The organism is Methylosarcina fibrata AML-C10 (genome assembly GCF_000372865.1).
Classification (GTDB): Bacteria; Pseudomonadota; Gammaproteobacteria; order Methylococcales; family Methylomonadaceae; genus Methylosarcina; species Methylosarcina fibrata.
Genome location: NZ_KB889965.1, coordinates 1,128,093 through 1,145,858, shown reverse-complemented (window position 1 = coordinate 1,145,858; position 17,766 = coordinate 1,128,093). Strand labels below are relative to the sequence as shown.

Annotated in this window: 24 protein-coding genes and 1 tRNA gene; 17 read left to right on the top strand and 8 right to left on the bottom strand. The window is 53.1% G+C overall.

Annotation, left to right across the window (positions count from 1 at the left end; translation table 11 throughout):
* The first annotated feature begins 85 nt into the window (after window positions 1-85).
* The 4 genes from miaB to A3OW_RS0105550 are packed head-to-tail and all read left to right on the top strand — an operon-like array spanning window position 86 to window position 3,741.
* Entirely contained in the window at window positions 86-1,441 is a 1,356-nt protein-coding gene (miaB, locus tag A3OW_RS24185) for a tRNA (N6-isopentenyl adenosine(37)-C2)-methylthiotransferase MiaB (protein ID WP_033412168.1), read from the top strand.
* 11 nt (window positions 1,442-1,452) lie between these two features.
* Window positions 1,453-2,430, top strand: coding sequence for a PhoH family protein (locus tag A3OW_RS0105560; protein ID WP_020562438.1), 978 nt, complete (start codon window positions 1,453-1,455; stop codon window positions 2,428-2,430).
* On the top strand, window positions 2,399-2,899 hold the full coding sequence (gene ybeY, locus A3OW_RS0105555) for an rRNA maturation RNase YbeY (RefSeq protein WP_020562437.1): 501 nt from the start codon (window positions 2,399-2,401) through the stop codon (window positions 2,897-2,899). Before A3OW_RS0105560 ends, ybeY begins: the two co-directional genes overlap by 32 nt.
* On the top strand, window positions 2,899-3,741 hold the full coding sequence (locus tag A3OW_RS0105550) for an HlyC/CorC family transporter (protein WP_026223353.1): 843 nt from the start codon (window positions 2,899-2,901) through the stop codon (window positions 3,739-3,741). The genes ybeY and A3OW_RS0105550 overlap by 1 nt, the downstream gene beginning before the upstream one ends.
* Before the next feature lie 171 nt (window positions 3,742-3,912).
* Here the strand turns inward: A3OW_RS0105550 and A3OW_RS0105545 are convergent, their stop codons facing one another.
* A complete protein-coding gene (locus A3OW_RS0105545) occupies window positions 3,913-5,268 on the bottom strand; it encodes a sigma-54 interaction domain-containing protein (RefSeq protein WP_020562435.1) in 1,356 nt (451 codons plus the stop codon).
* A 205-nt stretch (window positions 5,269-5,473) separates the two neighbouring features.
* Between A3OW_RS0105545 and rsxB the strand changes: the two genes are divergently transcribed.
* Entirely contained in the window at window positions 5,474-6,040 is a 567-nt protein-coding gene (gene rsxB, locus A3OW_RS0105540) for an electron transport complex subunit RsxB (protein ID WP_269746793.1), read from the top strand.
* Window positions 6,041-6,091: 51 nt separating this feature from the next.
* Here the strand turns inward: rsxB and A3OW_RS25880 are convergent, their stop codons facing one another.
* Entirely contained in the window at window positions 6,092-6,265 is a 174-nt protein-coding gene (locus tag A3OW_RS25880) for a type II toxin-antitoxin system VapB family antitoxin (protein ID WP_232422336.1), read from the bottom strand.
* 75 nt (window positions 6,266-6,340) lie between these two features.
* Between A3OW_RS25880 and A3OW_RS0105530 the strand changes: the two genes are divergently transcribed.
* From A3OW_RS0105530 to A3OW_RS0105500, 7 genes are all read left to right on the top strand, one after another.
* The gene (locus A3OW_RS0105530) at window positions 6,341-6,721 is read left to right on the top strand and encodes a cupin domain-containing protein (RefSeq protein ID WP_020562433.1); all 381 of its coding nucleotides are present in this window, start codon (window positions 6,341-6,343) and stop codon (window positions 6,719-6,721) included.
* A gap of 207 nt (window positions 6,722-6,928) precedes the next feature.
* Window positions 6,929-7,204: a hypothetical protein gene (locus A3OW_RS0105525; protein ID WP_020562432.1), complete on the top strand. Its 276-nt coding sequence runs from the start codon at window positions 6,929-6,931 to the stop codon at window positions 7,202-7,204.
* A gap of 86 nt (window positions 7,205-7,290) precedes the next feature.
* Window positions 7,291-7,665, top strand: a complete 375-nt coding sequence (locus tag A3OW_RS0105520; protein WP_020562431.1) for a hypothetical protein — start codon at window positions 7,291-7,293, stop codon at window positions 7,663-7,665.
* 300 nt (window positions 7,666-7,965) lie between these two features.
* Window positions 7,966-9,060, top strand: coding sequence for a YVTN family beta-propeller repeat protein (locus A3OW_RS24175; protein ID WP_020562430.1), 1,095 nt, complete (start codon window positions 7,966-7,968; stop codon window positions 9,058-9,060).
* A gap of 183 nt (window positions 9,061-9,243) precedes the next feature.
* A complete protein-coding gene (gene sugE / locus A3OW_RS0105510; protein ID WP_020562429.1) occupies window positions 9,244-9,564 on the top strand; it encodes a quaternary ammonium compound efflux SMR transporter SugE in 321 nt (106 codons plus the stop codon).
* On the top strand, window positions 9,564-9,854 hold the full coding sequence (gene tusB, locus A3OW_RS0105505; protein WP_020562428.1) for a sulfurtransferase complex subunit TusB: 291 nt from the start codon (window positions 9,564-9,566) through the stop codon (window positions 9,852-9,854). Before sugE ends, tusB begins: the two co-directional genes overlap by 1 nt.
* Window positions 9,845-10,177: a TusE/DsrC/DsvC family sulfur relay protein gene (locus tag A3OW_RS0105500; RefSeq protein WP_020562427.1), complete on the top strand. Its 333-nt coding sequence runs from the start codon at window positions 9,845-9,847 to the stop codon at window positions 10,175-10,177. The genes tusB and A3OW_RS0105500 overlap by 10 nt, the downstream gene beginning before the upstream one ends.
* A 1-nt stretch (window position 10,178) precedes the next feature.
* Here A3OW_RS0105500 and A3OW_RS0105495 read toward each other — a convergent pair whose 3' ends face one another.
* From A3OW_RS0105495 to rraA, 3 genes are read right to left on the bottom strand one after another with little or no spacing between them, the layout of a single operon-like run.
* Window positions 10,179-10,574 carry an RNA-binding S4 domain-containing protein gene (locus A3OW_RS0105495; RefSeq protein ID WP_020562426.1) on the bottom strand — a complete coding sequence of 132 codons (396 nt, stop codon included), beginning with the start codon at window positions 10,572-10,574 and terminating at the stop codon, window positions 10,179-10,181.
* Between the two features lie 3 nt (window positions 10,575-10,577).
* Entirely contained in the window at window positions 10,578-11,528 is a 951-nt protein-coding gene (gene ispH, locus A3OW_RS0105490; RefSeq protein WP_020562425.1) for a 4-hydroxy-3-methylbut-2-enyl diphosphate reductase, read from the bottom strand.
* 36 nt (window positions 11,529-11,564) lie between these two features.
* Window positions 11,565-12,050 carry a ribonuclease E activity regulator RraA gene (gene rraA, locus A3OW_RS0105485; RefSeq protein WP_020562424.1) on the bottom strand — a complete coding sequence of 162 codons (486 nt, stop codon included), beginning with the start codon at window positions 12,048-12,050 and terminating at the stop codon, window positions 11,565-11,567.
* A gap of 106 nt (window positions 12,051-12,156) precedes the next feature.
* Between rraA and A3OW_RS28205 the strand changes: the two genes are divergently transcribed.
* Window positions 12,157-12,300: a hypothetical protein gene (locus A3OW_RS28205; RefSeq protein ID WP_020562423.1), complete on the top strand. Its 144-nt coding sequence runs from the start codon at window positions 12,157-12,159 to the stop codon at window positions 12,298-12,300.
* Between the two features lie 27 nt (window positions 12,301-12,327).
* Here the strand turns inward: A3OW_RS28205 and dtd are convergent, their stop codons facing one another.
* Together dtd and A3OW_RS0105470 are read right to left on the bottom strand one after the other, a co-directional pair.
* Window positions 12,328-12,777, bottom strand: coding sequence for a D-aminoacyl-tRNA deacylase (gene dtd / locus A3OW_RS0105475; protein WP_020562422.1), 450 nt, complete (start codon window positions 12,775-12,777; stop codon window positions 12,328-12,330).
* A gap of 73 nt (window positions 12,778-12,850) precedes the next feature.
* Window positions 12,851-13,279, bottom strand: coding sequence for a gamma-glutamylcyclotransferase family protein (locus A3OW_RS0105470; RefSeq protein WP_020562421.1), 429 nt, complete (start codon window positions 13,277-13,279; stop codon window positions 12,851-12,853).
* A 95-nt stretch (window positions 13,280-13,374) separates the two neighbouring features.
* On the opposite strand from A3OW_RS0105470, the gene A3OW_RS0105465 reads away from it, so the two are divergent.
* Entirely contained in the window at window positions 13,375-14,184 is an 810-nt protein-coding gene (locus A3OW_RS0105465; protein ID WP_020562420.1) for a thermonuclease family protein, read from the top strand.
* A gap of 222 nt (window positions 14,185-14,406) precedes the next feature.
* Here A3OW_RS0105465 and A3OW_RS0105460 read toward each other — a convergent pair whose 3' ends face one another.
* A complete protein-coding gene (locus tag A3OW_RS0105460; protein ID WP_020562419.1) occupies window positions 14,407-14,655 on the bottom strand; it encodes a ComEA family DNA-binding protein in 249 nt (82 codons plus the stop codon).
* A 132-nt stretch (window positions 14,656-14,787) separates the two neighbouring features.
* On the opposite strand from A3OW_RS0105460, the gene A3OW_RS27645 reads away from it, so the two are divergent.
* From A3OW_RS27645 to A3OW_RS0105450, 3 genes are all read left to right on the top strand, one after another.
* Window positions 14,788-15,174, top strand: a complete 387-nt coding sequence (locus tag A3OW_RS27645; protein WP_232422335.1) for a hypothetical protein — start codon at window positions 14,788-14,790, stop codon at window positions 15,172-15,174.
* Complete coding sequence (gene rep, locus A3OW_RS0105455) at window positions 15,171-17,174, top strand: DNA helicase Rep (RefSeq protein WP_020562418.1); 2,004 nt, start codon at window positions 15,171-15,173, stop codon at window positions 17,172-17,174. The genes A3OW_RS27645 and rep overlap by 4 nt, the downstream gene beginning before the upstream one ends.
* 35 nt (window positions 17,175-17,209) lie before the next feature.
* Window positions 17,210-17,286: transfer RNA gene (locus A3OW_RS0105450), tRNA-Arg, on the top strand.
* Window positions 17,287-17,766 lie beyond the last annotated feature (480 nt).

Below are 17,766 nucleotides of genomic sequence, written 5' to 3'. Positions count from 1 at the left end.
GAGACCGGCAAAAATCGCTCACTCGTTTTTATCGAGTATGAGTCATCGATTTTATATAAATGATTTCAAGGCGATTTTAAATAATATGACACCAAAACTTTACATACAGACCAACGGCTGCCAGATGAACGAATACGATTCCGATAAAATGCGGGACGTACTGAACGCATCGCACGGTTTTGAGTTGATCGACGACCCGAAACAAGCCGATGTTTTGTTACTGAATACCTGTTCGATTCGCGAAAAAGCGCAGGAAAAAGTATTTTCCGCGTTGGGCAAATGGCGCTCCATCAAGGAGAAGAGGCCGCACGTGATCATCGGGGTCGGCGGCTGCGTGGCCAGCCAGGAAGGCGCCGCCCTGCAGAAGCGGGCTCCCTTTGTGGATATCGTTTTCGGTCCGCAAACATTGCACCGGTTGCCGCAGTTGCTGGATCAGGCCCGCAGCAAACAGCAGCCGGTCGTCGATATCTCCTTTCCCGAAATAGAAAAATTCGACTCGCTGCCGGAGCCCAGGGCCGAAGGTCCGAAGGCTTTCGTCTCGGTGATGGAAGGCTGCAGTAAATATTGCTCCTTCTGCGTCGTTCCCTATACCCGCGGCGAAGAGATCAGCCGCCCGCTCAACGACGTCATTGCCGAAATCGAAGCCTTGGCCGGACAAGGCGTCAGGGAAGTCAATCTGTTGGGACAAAACGTCAACGCTTACCGGGGCGAAACGGAAGATGGCGAGCTCACCGATTTTGCCATGCTGCTGCATCACGCGGCGGCCGTAGAGGGCATCGACCGCATCCGTTTCACCACTTCCCATCCGGTCGAATTTACCGACGATCTGATCGAAGCCTTCGCCGTCTTACCGCAGTTGGTCAACCATCTGCATCTGCCGGTGCAAAGCGGCAGCGACCGGATTTTAAAGTTGATGAAGCGCGGCCATACTCGCGCCGACTACATCGAAACGATACGCAAGCTGCGCGAAGTGCGGCCCGGCATCTGCCTTTCCTCCGATTTCATCATCGGTTTTCCGGGCGAAACGGAACAGGATTTCGAAGACACTCTGGCTCTGGTCGAGGAGATCGGTTTCGATTTGTCGTTCAGTTTCATTTACAGCCCGCGCCCCGGCACTCCGGCCGCTGAATTATCCGATGACGTGCCTGTCGAAATTAAAAAGCACCGGCTGGAACGCTTTCAAAACCGTATCAATGAAATGGCGGCCAACATTTCCAAAAGCATGATCGACACCGTTCAAACCGTCCTCGTGGAAGGGCCTTCCAAAAAGAATCCTTTGCAGATGCAGGGAAGAACGGAAAACAATCGCGTCGTGAATTTCATCGCTCATCCTCGTTTGGCCGGCCAGTTTGTCGATGTCCTGATTACAGAAGCTTTACCTAATTCCTTGAGAGGTCGCATTATGGATTCCAGTATCAATAAAATCGTTGCCACCGTCTGATTTGTTTCATCATGATTTCCCAGGAAATTTCTTTACTCCCCGCCGATAACGGCAGACTCTCCAATTTTTGCGGACAACTCGACACGCACTTGCGGCAAATAGAAGCGCGCCTCCAGGTCGAGATTTCAAATCGCGGCAACCAGTTCAAAGTAACGGGCGTCGACAGCTCCGTCAAAGCGGCCTGCGCGCTTATGAAAAAATTATTCGAAAGCACCGAAAGGGAACAGTTGACTTCGGAAGCTATTCATCTGGCGATGCAGGATTCTTCCATCGACGCGATCCTGTCCGCGTCCGATGCGGCCGATCAGCCGAGCGTGGCGGTCAAAACCAAGCGCGGCCTGATTCGGGGCAGGGGACGCAATCAGCAGGACTACATGAAAAAAATCGTCACGCACGACGTCAATTTCGGCATAGGGCCTGCCGGCACCGGCAAGACTTATCTGGCCGTCGCCTGCGCGATCGAAGCCTTGCAGAATGAAAAAGTCAGCAAGATCATTCTGGTGCGTCCCGCGGTCGAAGCCGGAGAAAAACTGGGCTTTTTGCCCGGCGATCTCGCGCAAAAAGTCGACCCTTATTTGCGGCCCTTGTACGATGCCCTGTACGAAATGCTGGGGTTCGAGCGGGTTGAAAAAATGATCGACCGGGGCGTTATCGAAGTCGCCCCGCTGGCTTTCATGCGCGGCAGAACCCTGAACGACGCCTTCATCATTCTCGATGAAGCCCAGAATACGACGACCGAGCAAATCAAAATGTTTCTGACCCGGGTCGGCTTCGGTTCGACCGCCGTAGTCACCGGCGATTTGACTCAAATCGACTTGCCGTCGGAAAAAATGTCCGGTTTGAAGCACGTGCTCGATGTGTTGAAGAATGTCGAGGGCATCAGTTTCACCTTTTTCGGCGTGCGCGATGTGGTCAGGCACCCTCTGGTGCAACGCATCGTTTCCGCTTACGAGGACTATGAGCAAAAAAACAAGCCGACCCAGGAATAAAATAGACCTCCAGCGGGTTTATAAATCGGCAGGGCAGCCCGACCGCAAGCAAATCAAGGCCTGGGTCGATGCGGCGCTGGCAGGATGCGGACAAGGCCATCATTGCGTTGTCCGCATCGTCGATCTGCCCGAAAGCGCGGAACTCAACCAGCAATATCGCCATAAGCAGGGACCGACCAATATTTTGAGCTTTCCGTTCGACTGGCCGGAGGGTATGAACGATTTAAACGATGACGGGCGGATTTATCTGGGCGACCTGGTCGTCTGCGCGCCGGTTGTTGAAAAGGAAGCTTTCGAACAAAACAAGGCGCTGGAGCATCACTGGGCCCATATCGTCATCCACGGCGTGTTGCATTTAATGGGCTACGACCACATCGACGAAGCGGAAGCCGAGCGAATGGAAAGTAAGGAAATTGCAATCCTGGAGACACTGCATATCAGTAATCCTTATATTGAGGTAATCAATTAATGAACGACGAGCACCCCCCCAGTAGGCGCTCCCCGCAGAAAAGATGGGTGGATAGAATCTCCCAGCTTTTGACCGGGGAGCCGCAAGACCTGGACGATCTTCTCGAAATTATCCGGGAAGCGAAAGAAAATTATTTATTGGACACCGATGCCCTTTCGATTATTGAAGGCGCATTGCAGGTATCGCAGATGCGCGTCAGGGACATCATGATTCCCCGAGTGCAAATGGTCGTGGTGCCGAAAGACGCCGAAATCGAAGCGCTGTTTCCGCTGGTTACCGAATTCGGCCATTCGCGCTACCCCGTGATCGAAGACGATCGCAGCAAGGTCGTCGGCATCCTGTTGCTCAAGGATCTGTTCGCTCACGCCGTCACCAATAAAAAAATCAAAGTGCATGAAATCATGCGTCCCGCCAACGTCGTTCCGGAAAGCAAGCGTTTGAACGTGCTGCTCAAGGAACTCAGGACCAAAGGCAACCACATGGCCATCGTCGTCGACGAATACGGTCAGGCGGCCGGACTGGTGACGATCGAGGACGTTCTGGAACAGATCGTCGGCGAGATCGAGGACGAGCACGACGATCAGGAAGACGAATCCTATATCTATCAGCGCAATGAGAACGAATACGTGATCAAGGCGCTGACGCCGATCGAAGAGTTCGACGAGTATTTCGCAACCCATCTGGCAACGGACGAATACGACACCGTCGGCGGTTTCATTGTCAATCAGCTCGAGCACATGCCGAAAAAAGGCGAAAGCCTCACCGTCGATAACATGAGATTCGAAGTGATCCGGGCCGATAACCGGCGCGTTCATCTGATCAAGCTCAAACTGCTCGATTAGCCCCACCGGCTCTTGCCGGAACCGGCTGGAGCCTTTTCGGTTCACACAGACTGCCATCGTTTGCGCAGGAGCGGGATCATTCGCTGAAAGCCCGGCCGGATTGAAACTTTGCGGAGACCCGGCAAATCGTGCACAAGGCATCGATCCTTAGGAATCTTGCGGACAAGATTCCTACACTTCGTACAATTTCCGCTTTCGCCAGAACGTCGCCCGGCTCATGCCCAGCAGATTGGCCGCCGCCGTGATCGAGCCGTGCGAACGTTCGAGCGCTTCGCGGATGGCTTCTTTTTCCTGTTCCGCCGTCAGCGCCTGCCGAATCGTGGAAACGGGAGCGCCGGGTTTGGGCTCCCTGAATTCGGGCGGGAGCTCGGTTAGGCGCAGCGTGGTGCCGCGGCCCACCGCAAAGGCGTATTCGACGACATTGTGCAGTTCCCTGATGTTGCCGGGCCACGAGTAATCGAACAAAACGCGCATGGCCTGGGGCTCGATCTTGTCGATTTGCCTCAGATTCTGGGCGTTATGCTGCCGGATGAAATGCCAGATCAACAAGCCGATGTCTTCCCGGCGCTCCCGAAGCGGAGGAATGAAAATGGGCACGACCCTCAGGCGGTACATCAGGTCTTCGCGGAAATGGCTGTTTTTTACTTCTTCGCGCAACGAACGATGGGTCGCGGCGACGATGCGAACGTCGACGTCGATCAGTTTGTCGCCGCCGACCGGAATGTAGTTTCTTTCCTGCAACACTCTGAGCAGCTTCGCCTGCAATTCGAGCGGAAGTTCGGCCACTTCGTCCAGAAACAGCGTGCCGCCGTGAGCGCGCTGGAACAGACCTTTATGATCCTTGACGGCACCGGTAAACGCACCGCGCACATGCCCGAACAGTTCGCTTTCCAGCAGATTGCTGGACAGAGCGGCGCAGTTGATCGCCAGAAAAGGAGCGTGCCTCCGGGCGCTCAGGTTGTGGATAGCTCTCGCCACCAGTTCCTTGCCCGAGCCGCTTTCTCCCCTGACCAGCACGGTCGCTTCGGTTTCGGCCGCATTGCTTATGATTTGAAACACATCCTGCATCGCCGGCGAGCGGCTGATGATGCCTTGAAAGGACTGGCCCGGTTCCGTTACCGCGGACGCAAGCGGGGAATCCGGCTTCGCTTCGAGACGCGGCAGCAACAAGCCCATACCGCCCGCAAAACTGCCCGAGCGATGATGTAACGGCCGAGCCGTTTTAATAAACTCCATCGGATTGCCTTCGGCCTGGGAAAACTGAAGCGGCTGATTGGATTCGTCTTCGCGGTCGGCAATCGCCAACTCGGGCGAACAAGGCTTGCCGAGCAGTTCGTCGCGCCGGAGGCCTGTTACGGCTTCCATGCCCCGGCTCCAGGAAAGCACCTGCTGGTTTCTGTCGACGATATAAAAAAAAGCCTCATCGAACAGGCCGATCATTTTGGCGATCACCTCGGCGTGATCGAGCCGCGCCAGCCAGACGGAAAGAAGGTCGGAATGGGATTCTGCCTGCGGGGAATGTCTCATAATGATTTCGCTGAAACTGGGTTTTGTTTCATTAAGACAATACCTGAAACAGTCGATCGGCACAACTTTTCAACGATAAACGATTGATCGGACAAAACCGGACGGGCATCGTCTGCCCATGACTTCTATGGTTAACTTGACGGGTTTCTTGTAAAATCGCGATTCCGAACGACCCATTTACCGCTTAGGCGGCGGTCATTCCCGTATTCCAGACTTGAAGATGATCGACCAGATAAACGCTTTACTGCCGCAGACTCAATGCGGAAAATGCGGCTTCAAAGGCTGCCTGCCTTACGCCGAAGCCATCGCCTCGAGAGCGGCGGACATCAATCAGTGCCCGCCCGGAGGCGAGGAGGGAATTCGGGCGCTCGCCGATTTGCTGGGCGTCCCGTCGAAACCGCTGAACGAAAAATTCGGACGCCACCAGCCGAAAAGCGTCGCCTTCATTATCGAAGAGGACTGCATCGGTTGCGTCAAATGTCTTAACGCCTGTCCGGTCGACGCCATCGTCGGCGCGCCCAAGCTGATGCATACCGTCATCGTCTCGGAATGCACCGGTTGCGAACTGTGCGTCGCGCCGTGCCCGGTCGACTGCATCGTCATGCAGGAACTGACCGAAGAACCTCGATCGCTCTTGAAATCGGCGCGATCGCAGTTGGCCAGACAACGTTACGAAATGCGGAATCGGCGCAAGGAACAAGCAAGGCTGGAAAAGCTCGAACGCGCCAAAAGGCAGAAAGAGGCGTTGGCGTTGAAGGTGAAAAGAATGTAAAACCGGTGTTGTAGGTCCGGTTAGCGCAGCGTAATCGGACTTGCCCAGGCTTCAAGACCACCCTCCCATTTGAGCTTGCCTTTGTATGTTTTTATATTTTCCTGTTTTTTTAAGATTGATCAAAGTCTTAAGCGCAAGCTCGACAGCTTCGCGCTTGGTCTTGAGACCGGTAACCTTGAGGGCGTCTTCCATAAGTTCGTCGTCAATAACGATGTTGGTCCTCATGAAGAGCAAGTTCCTGTATATAATAAATTCAAATTTCACGTCAGGCATACTCACCTTTGCATTCCGGAACAAAGCATGACGAAATCGACGACAACCTACTGGAACGCCCTGACCCCGGAAAACCGGGATCGTTGGACGCCCGTAAAGGGTTTGGAAGGCCTGGCCGAAGAATTGACCTTGAGCATTGACCCCGTTACCGGCGAATACACAAGACTGACCCGGTTCCTGCCGGGCGCCGATACGTCGCCTTTCGGCGGCAAGGCTCATGCCTACCCGGAGGAGGTATTCATCGTCAGCGGCCGTTTGTACGATCACGCGTTTGGCCGGTGGCTTAAGGCCGGCGACTATGCGAGCCGTCCTCCCGGAGAACTGCATGGCCCGTTCCGGACTGATCAGGGATGCGTCGTTCTGGAAGTGTCTTTTCCCAACCGTACCGTTGAGGACAAGGACGTCTAACCTACCTTCCATAGATTCAAGTCGGCCCGAAGAGTTTGCCGCCGGCCGATGACATGCTTTAAGGCTCAATATTTGAAGAATACTTGAAAGTTTTTGAGAGAATTTCCGGAATAATTTCACAGTCTCGTACCCTACCTTGGCTTCGGTCTGTTCGGCCGCCATCAGGAAAAAATCTTCCAATCTGTAACCTATCTGTAAGTCGACTTCGTGTATTTTACTTTCGTGGCCGAGATTCATCGTCAACAATACAACGAGGGTAAACCCTTGATCGATCCAAGCGGCAGTGAAACGACAACCGAGTATTACATCGTGCGAATTTACCGGCGGTCTCCCGGAAAAGACGGCGAGCCGGCCACGCTGGTCGGAATAATTGAAGATACCGAAGGCCACTGTGAGCCTTTTCGGAACAACGAGGATTTATTGAAAGCTTTGACCGGAAAGCTCGGGCAGAATCCTGCCCGAGGCGGCAACTCAAATGCTTGAATCGACTTTGCGGATGTTCTCGGCAGGCAAAAACACAATGCGGGGGAGAGCCGTGCACTCGACATTTTTAAAAAATAGGCAACGCCATGAAAACCGAATTCAAGAAAAGCCATTTGTCACGGGTAATAAACAATAAGGAAATGGAACCAAAAAACGAAATCGGGAACGTCCGGCAATTGAGTTCCTGCGTTGACCGGCAGCCCAAACGATTCATTTGGGCTCTTCCTCTTATACTCGGATTGTGGGTCATGGGCCTGCTCGCTCTGGCAGAAGACACGTTTCGTTATCGGTATCTGACGTTGAATGACAGTTTGCAGCAGCCCGGCTTTTTTTTAGTTTCGCAGCGCTCTTTAACGGCAGAAGCCAAAATCATGAAATCCGTAGTTGATCGACGGGGTGGCGACGGCGAGGGAAACATGGATTGCTTCGCCCGGGCTCAAAAAATCCTCTCTGGAAAGTGAGCCAAAGGTGTCGATCAAGCTGGATTTTTTTGACCGACGGCGGCAATGACGAACTGTTCCGGAAAAAATGAAAGGCAAGAAAGCTAATTTTAATCGTTAGTTAAGTTAAATTGAAATATAATGCCGTTTCTACCCGATTCGTCCGGATATGGGCGAATAGAAGATGTTGTATCCTGCTGGAATCTCTGCACCATGAAATTCGATCTTCATACCGTCCTTTGCCTCGGGAAGGATTGTATGAAGTATCCCGAATTTTGCAGTGCAATCTGTCTATTATTCAACTTCTGTTAGGAGAATTCGATGAATCGTTCAGCCATCAAAATGCTGTGTTTTATTCTGACCGTGGGCGGCGTCTGTTCCGTCAACGCGGCCACTTATCGGGCCTATATCGTCAACAACAAGGCGCCCAGTAAATTGACCGTCGTCGACGACGCAACGGGAGACATACTGGCACAACCGTCTACCGGAAATACGTCGGTGCGTGCCGTGATTTCTCCGGATAAAAAAAATGTCTTTGTGTCCAATCAGGATTCCGGAACCGTGTCGGTGATCGATTCGGTTACCAATACCGTCAAAGCGACGGTAACGGTAGGCAAGAAACCGGAGTTCATGGCCCATCACCCCAGCCAGAACAAGCTTTACGTGGATAACAAGGACTCCGGAACCGTTTCGGTCATCGACACCTCCAGTTTTAAAGTTACCAAGACCATTACCGTGAAAAGCCAGCCGCGGTTCATGGTGATTACCGGCAACAATCTGTACGTCGGCAATACCGGAGCCGGTTCGGTATCGGTCATCGACATCAGTACCGATCGGGTCGTCAAAACCATAACCGTCGGACAAGCGCCTCGCAATATCAATGCCTCGCCGGACGGTACCCGTGTGTATGTGGCGAATTACGGCTCCGGTACCTTATCGGCGATCGATACTGCCAGCAAGACGGTAGCCTGGACGGCCACCGTCGGCACGAATCCGTCATACGCGGTACCGAGTCCGGATAATAAATATGTCTATGTGACCAATACCACGGAAGGCACCGTATCGGTGGTCAATACGACGTCGAAACTGGAAGAGGCCGTTATATCGGTAGGCCCCACGCCTTGGGCCATCACGGTTTCTGCCGACGGTAAGACCGCTTATACGGCCGTCGCCAACGCCAACGCCGCGGTAGCGATCGATACCGCTACCCGGAAAGTCAAGGCCAAGATAGCCACCAACAAAGGCCCTTATTGGGTGGAACTGAGTCCCGACGGAAAGAATCTGTACGTCACCAACCCGCCGGCCGGAACCGTGTCGGTGATCGATACCGCTACATTGAAAGTAGTCGATACGGTGGTCACCAACTTAAACCCATGGGTCGTATTGGCGGCCGACATCAGCGCCGTTGTGCCATAGCTCTGACGATGGCGGGTAGCGGATTGGACTCGGCGTTACCGTCGTTCGATCCGGCTTCAGTAAGGTTAAGGAATACGACAGTTTGCCAGGGAGGGCTTCCATTACTTTAATATTTTCCGCCTTTCTCATCATCTCTTTATTGTAAAATGACCCCATTTTTCACAATAGATAGAGAGGTGCCTTTTGGCCTGGTTTTTACTATTTTCCGCAGGTCTTGCAGAAATCGTGTTCGCGGTAAGCTTGAAATACAACGAAGGCTTTACCAGGCTGTGGCCGAGCGTGGCGACGGCCGTTTCGGGTCTTTGCAGTTTCTATTTGCTGACGTTGGCAATCAAGACGTTGCCTCTGGGAACCGCTTACGCAGTCTGGACCGGCATGGGCGCGGTCGGGGTGGCCGTGGTGGGTATTTTTCTGTTTAAAGAATCGGCCGACGTCTGCCGGCTCATGTCCATTTCGCTGATCATTCTCGGAATTATCGGTCTCAAACTGACCGAGATCCATTGATGCTGCATCTGGTTTTTCAGTTTTCGGGGGATACGCCCATTCTGGAGCGGATCGATACGGGCGACGGCGTGGTTTTTCTCGACAATGCCGTACTGAGAATCCTGCAAAACGGCAGCCTGACGAACAGGCTGACGCTCTTGTTGTCGAATCACCGTTTTTATGCACTGACCGATGACTTGGCGATTCGCGGCATCACCGCGGACGAATTGATCAAGGGCATCGAAGTCATCGATTACCCGAAGTTAGTGGCTTTGACGGTTGAACATTCTTTGATTCAGACATGGTCCTGATTGTAGACGATGTGACTTTGGCCACCACCGATCAAGGATTTCTGGTCAATGCAGCCGACTGGAACGAAAAGGTGGCTGAGCGGCTTGCCGAATTAAATCACGTCGAGCTTGGGCCCGAACACTGGGAAATCATCCGCTTCATTCGCGACTATTACCGACAATTCAGGCATTTGCCGAATGCCCGGGTATTCGCCAAGGCGATCGCGAAAACGTTGGGGGAAGAGAAAGGAAACAGCCGTTATCTACATAAACTGTTTCCGGAAGGCCCTTTGAAGTACGCCTGCAAGATCGCCGGCCTGCCCAAGCCGCCGACCTGTTTGTAGCTTATTCCTGCTTTTTAAAGCGGTGAATCAGCCGTCTTTCCCTTTTGTTGGGCTTGTGGTCGGGGCCATGATAGGGGAACAATTCGCGCAACTCGCGCTGCTCGATGATCTGTTGCTGGCGTTTGACGCGGCTTTCTTCTTCCTCTTCGTAAAGAAGGGCGGCCTCGCTGGCGGGCCGGCGTTGACCTGTAAGCGCAAGCACCGTGATTTCCCAGCTTAGGCTGTCCTTGGTTATCGAGAGATGAGTTCCCGGTTTGATTTCCTTACTGGGTTTTACCCGTTGCTCGTTGACGTGAACCTTGCCTCCGGCAATGGCGTCGCCGGCCAGCTTGCGCGTTTTATAGAAACGTGCAGCCCACAGCCATTTGTCCAGACGGATGGAACCGGGGTCGGCCACGAATCAATGTTCGAGATGTTTTTTCAATCCTTTGGGTAAAGAGAACACGACTCTTTCCTCGATGCCTTTCAGTTCAGTCGTCGATTCTCCGCCCCACTCCTTTAACTGGGCGATCACTTCCTGAACCAGGACCTCGGGTGCGGACGCTCCGGCCGTCACGCCGACCACATCGATGCCGTCAAACCAACTGCGCTGCATGTCGGCGGCGGTGTCGATCAGATACGCGGGCTTGCCCAGTTGTTCGGCAATTTCCCGGAGCCGGTTGGAGTTGGAGCTGTTGGGCGATCCGACCACCAGGATGGCATCGGCCTGTTTCGCCAGTTCCTGGACGGCGTCCTGGCGGTTTTGGGTCGCATAGCAGATGTCGTCCTTTTTTTGCTCCTGAATGGCGGAAAAACGGGCTTTCAAGGCGTCCACCATGATCTTGGTGTCGGTCATGGACAAGGTGGTCTGGGTCACATAGGCCAGATTGTCCGGATTGTTCACTTTCAGATTGGCGACGTCTTCCGGAGTTTCGACCAGATAGATGCCGCCGTTCTCGGTGCATTTTTCATACTGGCCCATGGTGCCTTCCACTTCGGGGTGGCCGGCGTGGCCGATCAGAATGACTTCGCGGTCCGATTTGGCGTGCTTGGCCACCTGTAAATGCACTTTGGTCACTAAAGGGCAAGTTGCGTCGAAAACCGTCAATTGGCGCTCTTCGGCTTCTTTTTGCACCTGCTTGGACACGCCGTGCGCGCTGAAGATCAGATAAGACCCGACCGGCACGTCGGTCAACTGTTCAATGAAAATGGCACCCTTTTTTTTCAGGTTATCGACGACCGTGCGGTTGTGCACGACTTCGTGACGAACATAAATAGGCGCGCCGAACGTTTCGAGCGCCTGGTCCACAATTTCTATGGCCCGGTCAACGCCGGCACAGAATCCGCGAGGGTTAGCGAGTACGATTTGCATATCTTGACTTCTTTAGTTGGGAAATATAGGGATAGTTTAACTCAACATCGTCCCGGATACGATGATTCCGTCCGCATCGGCATATAAAAAATGATCTTTTTTGAAATTGACTCCGGCAAAAGTAACGGATTGATCGCGGTCGCCGACGTTCTTGCTGTGGCATTGCAAGGGGTGTGCGTGCAGCGCCCGGATGCCGATGGGCAGTTGCGCCAGCCGCTCGGAATCCCGAATGCAGCCGTATAAAATGAGGCCGTTCCAGCCGTTGTCAACCGCAAGCGTTGCCAGTTTGATATCGACGAGGGCACATCGGTGAGAACCGCCGCCGTCGATCACCAGCACTCTGTCTTTTACTTTTTCTTCCAGAATCGAACGGATCATGAAATTGTCTTCGAACACTTTGAGCGTCGTGATTTGTCCGAAAAAACTCGTACGAGCGCCGTACTGCCTGAAAAGAGGCTCGGCAATCTGAAAGTTTTTCGAATCGGAATGGGCATCACATAAGCCGGAAGTGGTGAAAGTCATTACAAAAGGCTCCGATTGAATAAAAGAGACAAGCGAGAATAAGGTATAGTCTAATGTCCGGCTTTGGCAAATTGAACTCACTTTCCTGACAGCGGGGAGAACCGAAATGTGGCTTGTATTGTTTATTTTAGCGTTGACGTTTGTTCTGGGGATGGCCCTCGTCCTGTTAAGAACGGCGAAAATCCCGAAGCCTCCCGAGCATATCAAAGCCCAGCCTTATCAGGATAAGGAAGACGGCAGCGACTGGTAACGGCCGGCGAGAGGGACCGGCAACCAATTAAATAGAGGCATGCGTTCTTAAAGTAAAAGTCACCGGTCCGTCGTTAACCAGGGCGACCTGCATGTCGGCGCCGAATCGGCCGAATTGCACATCGGGATAAATGCTTGTTGCCCGTTGCTGCAGATAAGCGAATAATTCCCGTCCGTGTTCCGGGGGGGCGGCCGAGGTAAAACTGGGGCGGGAGCCCTTGTCCGTATCGGCTGCCAGGGTGAATTGCGGCACCAGCAACAAACCGCCGCCGATGTTCTGCAAACTCAAATTCATGCGGCCGTCGCCGTCGGGAAAAATTCGATAGGTAAGGATGCGTTCGAGCAAACGGTCGGCCTGCCTGGGTGCATCTTCCTTTTCAACAGCCACCAGCGCCATGATGCCCCGATCTATGCGGCCTATGATTTGACGGTCCACCGTGACGCTGGCCGTGTTGACCCGCTGGATGACGGTGATCATGACAATGAATTATCGTTAAGCTTGGAATGGCGCATTTCAAATAAAGGACGATGACGATATAATTCCGCGTTGCTCAAGAACGATCCGCGCATTCGATCAGCTCGAGGCCGTCGATCGGGCGATTGTAAAGATAGATCCATGCGCTGATTGACTTTCCGTTGCCGAGCCGCACTTTCCGGCGTTGCCTGAGGTATTCGTTCGGCTCCGGGAATTCCGGCCCGCATCCTTCATAGCTGTCCAGGCAGGGCCAAAGGCACACGGTATCCTGAAGCCGATAGATTTCGCCGGGAATCCGGTCTTCGGGATCGTCGGAAGGGACGGCGCCAGGGTAATAATCGACCCGATACAGCCGGCCCTGAAAGACCGCATAATCGACAAAGTCGGCATTTCCGGCCAGGAGCTGCGACATGTCGTTACCGGCGTCGCTTCTGAGGGTTCCGTAAACAAATAAATAATCGCCGCTCACTGCGAGTTTTTCGCCAAGGATCAGTTCACCGAACAATTATCTTAACATAATCCGGCTCTTTTCCGAATATCGGAACATTCTATGGAAATAGAAGGGGGATCGGATTGACGCTGTAATCCTGCAGGAGATTTATGAAGTTTTTATGGGTTTTATTGCTGTGTTTGCCCGCCCTGGTTAATGGAGATGTTTATCAGTGGCGCGACGGCAACGGCGGCAAGCATTATTCGGATCGCCGTCATGCGGACGCCGAACGGCTCGACATCAAGCCGGGCTACAGCTTTTACCGGGTAAGGACGGTTTACGACGGAGATACCCTGGTGCTCGAAGACGGTCGTAAAATCAGGTTGCTGGGCATCAACACGCCGGAAGTCCAGCATAGGAACCAACTGGCCGATGCCGGAGGCATGGAAGCCAAACTGTGGTTGACGAACAAATTGCAGGGCGCCAGAATCCGCATCGAGACCGATGTTGAACAACAGGACAAATACGGCCGAATGCTCGCCCATGTGTTTACCGAACGGAACGAGCATGTCAATCAGCTCCTGGTGGCAGCCGGCCTTGCGGCGGTCAGCATTTATCCGCCCAATCTGCTCTATGCCGACCGTCTGCTCCAGGCCCAACAAAAGGCCGAAAAAGCGAAGATCGGCATCTGGCGGGAGCAACAATATGCCGCTTTTCCGGCCGACCGGTTGCCGGAGGGAGGCCATCCCGGATGGACCCGGGTGCAAGGCCGGGTCACCGACGTTCGCGGCAGCCGGAAATTTGTTTACCTGAAGTTTACCGACCGGTTTGAAGCCCGGATTGAGCGCAAATGGCTGTCTTTGTTTACCGACTTCGGAAGTTATCCCGGCCAGATGCTTGAAGTGCGCGGCTGGCTCAATAAATACAAAAAAGGCTATTCCATGCTGATCAGACACCCGAGCGCCATCAAACGGCTGTAATAAAGTCAAAACAGGATTTTCCCCGAAACAACTGGCCATTGTTCTTGTTTAAGCCGATGGAAAAACGTGTGAAAAGCCGAAGAGGATCTTCAAAAAAAAGGGATTAACTTCCGCCCGGAGAGTCGGCATGAAGTTAATCCCGAGTCGTGACGCTTGTTTTTAAAGGGATTCTTTTGAATAGGATCCGATTGGGATTGTTATGATCGATAAACTGCTTGGGTTTTATTTCAGCAGGATGTCTTTTTTATTCTTTTCAACGGTTTTTTCACCGATTCCGGTCACATTGGCCAAATCCTCGACGCGGTTGAAAGCGCCTTTTTCGGTTCGGTATTTAACGATGGCTTCGGCCTTTTTCAAACCGATCCCCGAGAGCGAGTCCGAGATGGTTTTGGCATCGGCGTTATTGATGTTGACGGGCGCGGCAACGGCATTGAATACGCACAGAGATAACAGAATCCCTAACTTTTTCATATATAGTCTCCTTATAACACAAGTTAATTTAAGGTAAGAATAGCCTGGTTACCGCCAACCAGAATAACCTTTGCCACTCGGAAAAGATTCTAGTTGTCTATTCTGGAATTGCCAATGAGTTGACTTGAAAATGTGACGCAGATCACACCAGACAGGACAATGACAAGCAGCGGCCCGAATCCAATGCCGACAGATAAGGCAAACAGAAGTGGGCGTCAGGCGTCGACAAAAAGCGTTAAACGATACGAACCGGCGGGTGGAAATCATTGGTTTATTGCTATTAACCGTCTGATTTTATTTGGATTCCGGGCGATCTTTAGCGAACAAGGATGGGCGTTATCGTTTGACACCGGCTTGGACTCTCTCTATATTAAAACGGCATGGGAAGATAAAAGAAACAGCTCTGAAACCGATAAGGACTATCGGCCATTCCGGCAACAATCCGGTCCGACGCTTTCCGTTTTTCGGCAAACTCATCCAGAACGGAAAAATTTGCCTCCTCGATTACCCGATAAATGACCAAACTGAACCCCGAACAACAGGCGGCCGTTAAAGCCATCGATCATCCTTTATTGGTTCTGGCCGGCGCCGGCAGCGGTAAAACCCGGGTGATAACCGAAAAAATCGCGTACCTGGTCAGACAAGGCCTGCCGGCCCGCCATATCGCGGCCGTCACCTTTACCAACAAAGCCGCGCGGGAAATGAAAAGCCGGGTGGCCAGGCTCCTGGACGATCAACAAAGCCGGGGCCTACGCGTCTCCACTTTTCATGCCCTGGGTCTGGACATTCTTCGCGCCGAAGCCAAAACGCTCGGCTATAAGACGGGGCTCACCCTGTTCGACGAGCAGGACAAGCTCACCCTATTGCGCAACCTGATCAGCCACAGCACCGCAAAGCTCGACGTCGGTCAGGCCGACCATTACGCCTGGCAAATCGGTCAGTGGAAAAATGCTTTTGTCACTCCGGAACAGGCGGCTGCTCACGCCGCTCAGGAGCACCATCCGATCGCGCAGCTTTATGCCGATTACACGCGCAGCCTGAAAGCCTACAATGCCGTCGATTTCGACGACCTGATCCTGATTCCGGTGTTGATGTTTCAACAGCACGCGCCCATCCTGGAAAAGTGGCAGAATAAAATCCGCTATCTCCTGGTGGACGAATATCAGGATACCAACCTGACCCAATACCAGATGGTGCGGCTGCTGGCGGGCCGGCTGGGCCGCTTTACCGTGGTCGGCGACGACGACCAGTCGATCTACGCCTGGCGGGGCGCCCAGCCGGAAAATCTGGCGCAATTGCAGAAAGACTACCCTCGGCTGCAAGTCATCAAACTGGAACAGAATTACCGTTCGACCGGCCGGATACTGAAAGTCGCCAATCAGCTCATCGCGAACAATCCGCATGTGTTCGAAAAACGGCTGTGGAGCACGCTCGGCTACGGTGACCCGCTGCGGGTGCTCAGCCACAAGGATGAAATGATCGAAGCCCAGCAGATCGTCTCGGAAATCATCCATCACAAATTCAAAACCGGCGCCGATTACCGCGATTACGCGATTCTTTACCGGGGCAACCATCAATCACGGCTGTTCGAGCGCTGCCTCAGGGAAAACAACGTGCCTTATTTCATCAGCGGCAGCACGTCGTTTTTCGCCTACACCGAAATCAAGGACATTCTGGGCTATTTGCGCCTGCTGGTGAATCCGGACGACGACGCCGCATTCTTGCGCATCGTCAATACGCCCCGGCGCGAGATCGGCCCGACCACGCTGGAAAAACTCGGCGCTTACGCCAACGAAAGGCACATCAGCCTGTTCGCCGCCTGTTCGGAGCTGGGCCTAAAACAGAAACTCGCCGATAAAGCCGCGCTGCGCCTGGAAAAATTCCGCGATTGGGTCGTCGACACGGCCGACCGTCTGGAACGCGGCGACACTTTTGCCGTGCTCGAACAAATGATCGATCAGATCGGCTACAGGCAATGGCTCCAGGAAAACAGCAACAGCCGGGAAGCGGCCGAGCGGAAGATGAAAAACGTGTTCGAGCTGATCGACTGGCTGAAGCGCATCGTAGACCGGGAAGAGGGCAGTCAACTGTCGCTCGCCGACATCGTCGCCAAAATCATGCTCATGGACATCCTGGAACGGAACCAGGAAGAACAGGCCGGCGACCAGGTCAGTCTGATGACCTTGCACGCGGCCAAAGGGCTCGAATTTCCGCATGTGTTCCTGATCGGCATGGAAGAAAACATCCTGCCGCATCAAAACAGTCTGGAAACCGGCAACCTCGAAGAGGAACGCCGCCTGGCTTATGTCGGCATCACTCGCGCCCAGCGCAGCCTGACCTTCAGCTATTGCACCCATCGCAAGCGCTACGGCGAAATCGAGGAATGCGAACCCAGCCGGTTTTTGAGCGAACTGCCCGAGAGCGACCTGGAATGGGCCAACAAAAAACAGCTCGATCCGGAAACGCTCAAAGAGCGCGGACGAGCCAGCCTCGCACATTTAAAAACAATGTTGTCGTAATTGTTTTAAGTTTTGGTTATAATGCTTTGTTCAAAGCGCCCGTAGCTCAGCTGGATAGAGCGCAGCCCTCCGGAGGCTGAGGTCAGAGGTTCGAATCCTCTCGGGCGCGCCATTCAAATTAATGAAAATAACGGATTATTTTTTACTCAAAACTTGATTACCTAGCAAATTAGAATGATCACGGGTCCTATTCAACAAATACCGCATATTTGTTGTTGATAGACCCTGTCCGCAAGCCCCTGAATCATCTCATACTGTACCTATTATTAGTTCGATCCAACAGTGAGAAATGGCAGAGAGCCTATAAAAAAGGGCCTGCCATTTGGCCACATAGAACGGCCGTTGTTACGGCATCGTCGCTGGAATCGCGGCTTTCAGAAAAACGTTTTTAAAATCATTCATAGTGTAGAAACACCAGAGAGCCGCTTCCAAACAACCGATCATATAACCAGTGCCACGATCGCGTCTTCGCTCTTCGTCCGGTAATCTCCCGGAGCAATCCTGAATCTTGCGGGCGCCATCAAAAGAGACGCCGTCGGTACATAAAATACCGGTTTGATTGCTGCATAGATCAGTCAAAATTCAACGTTTC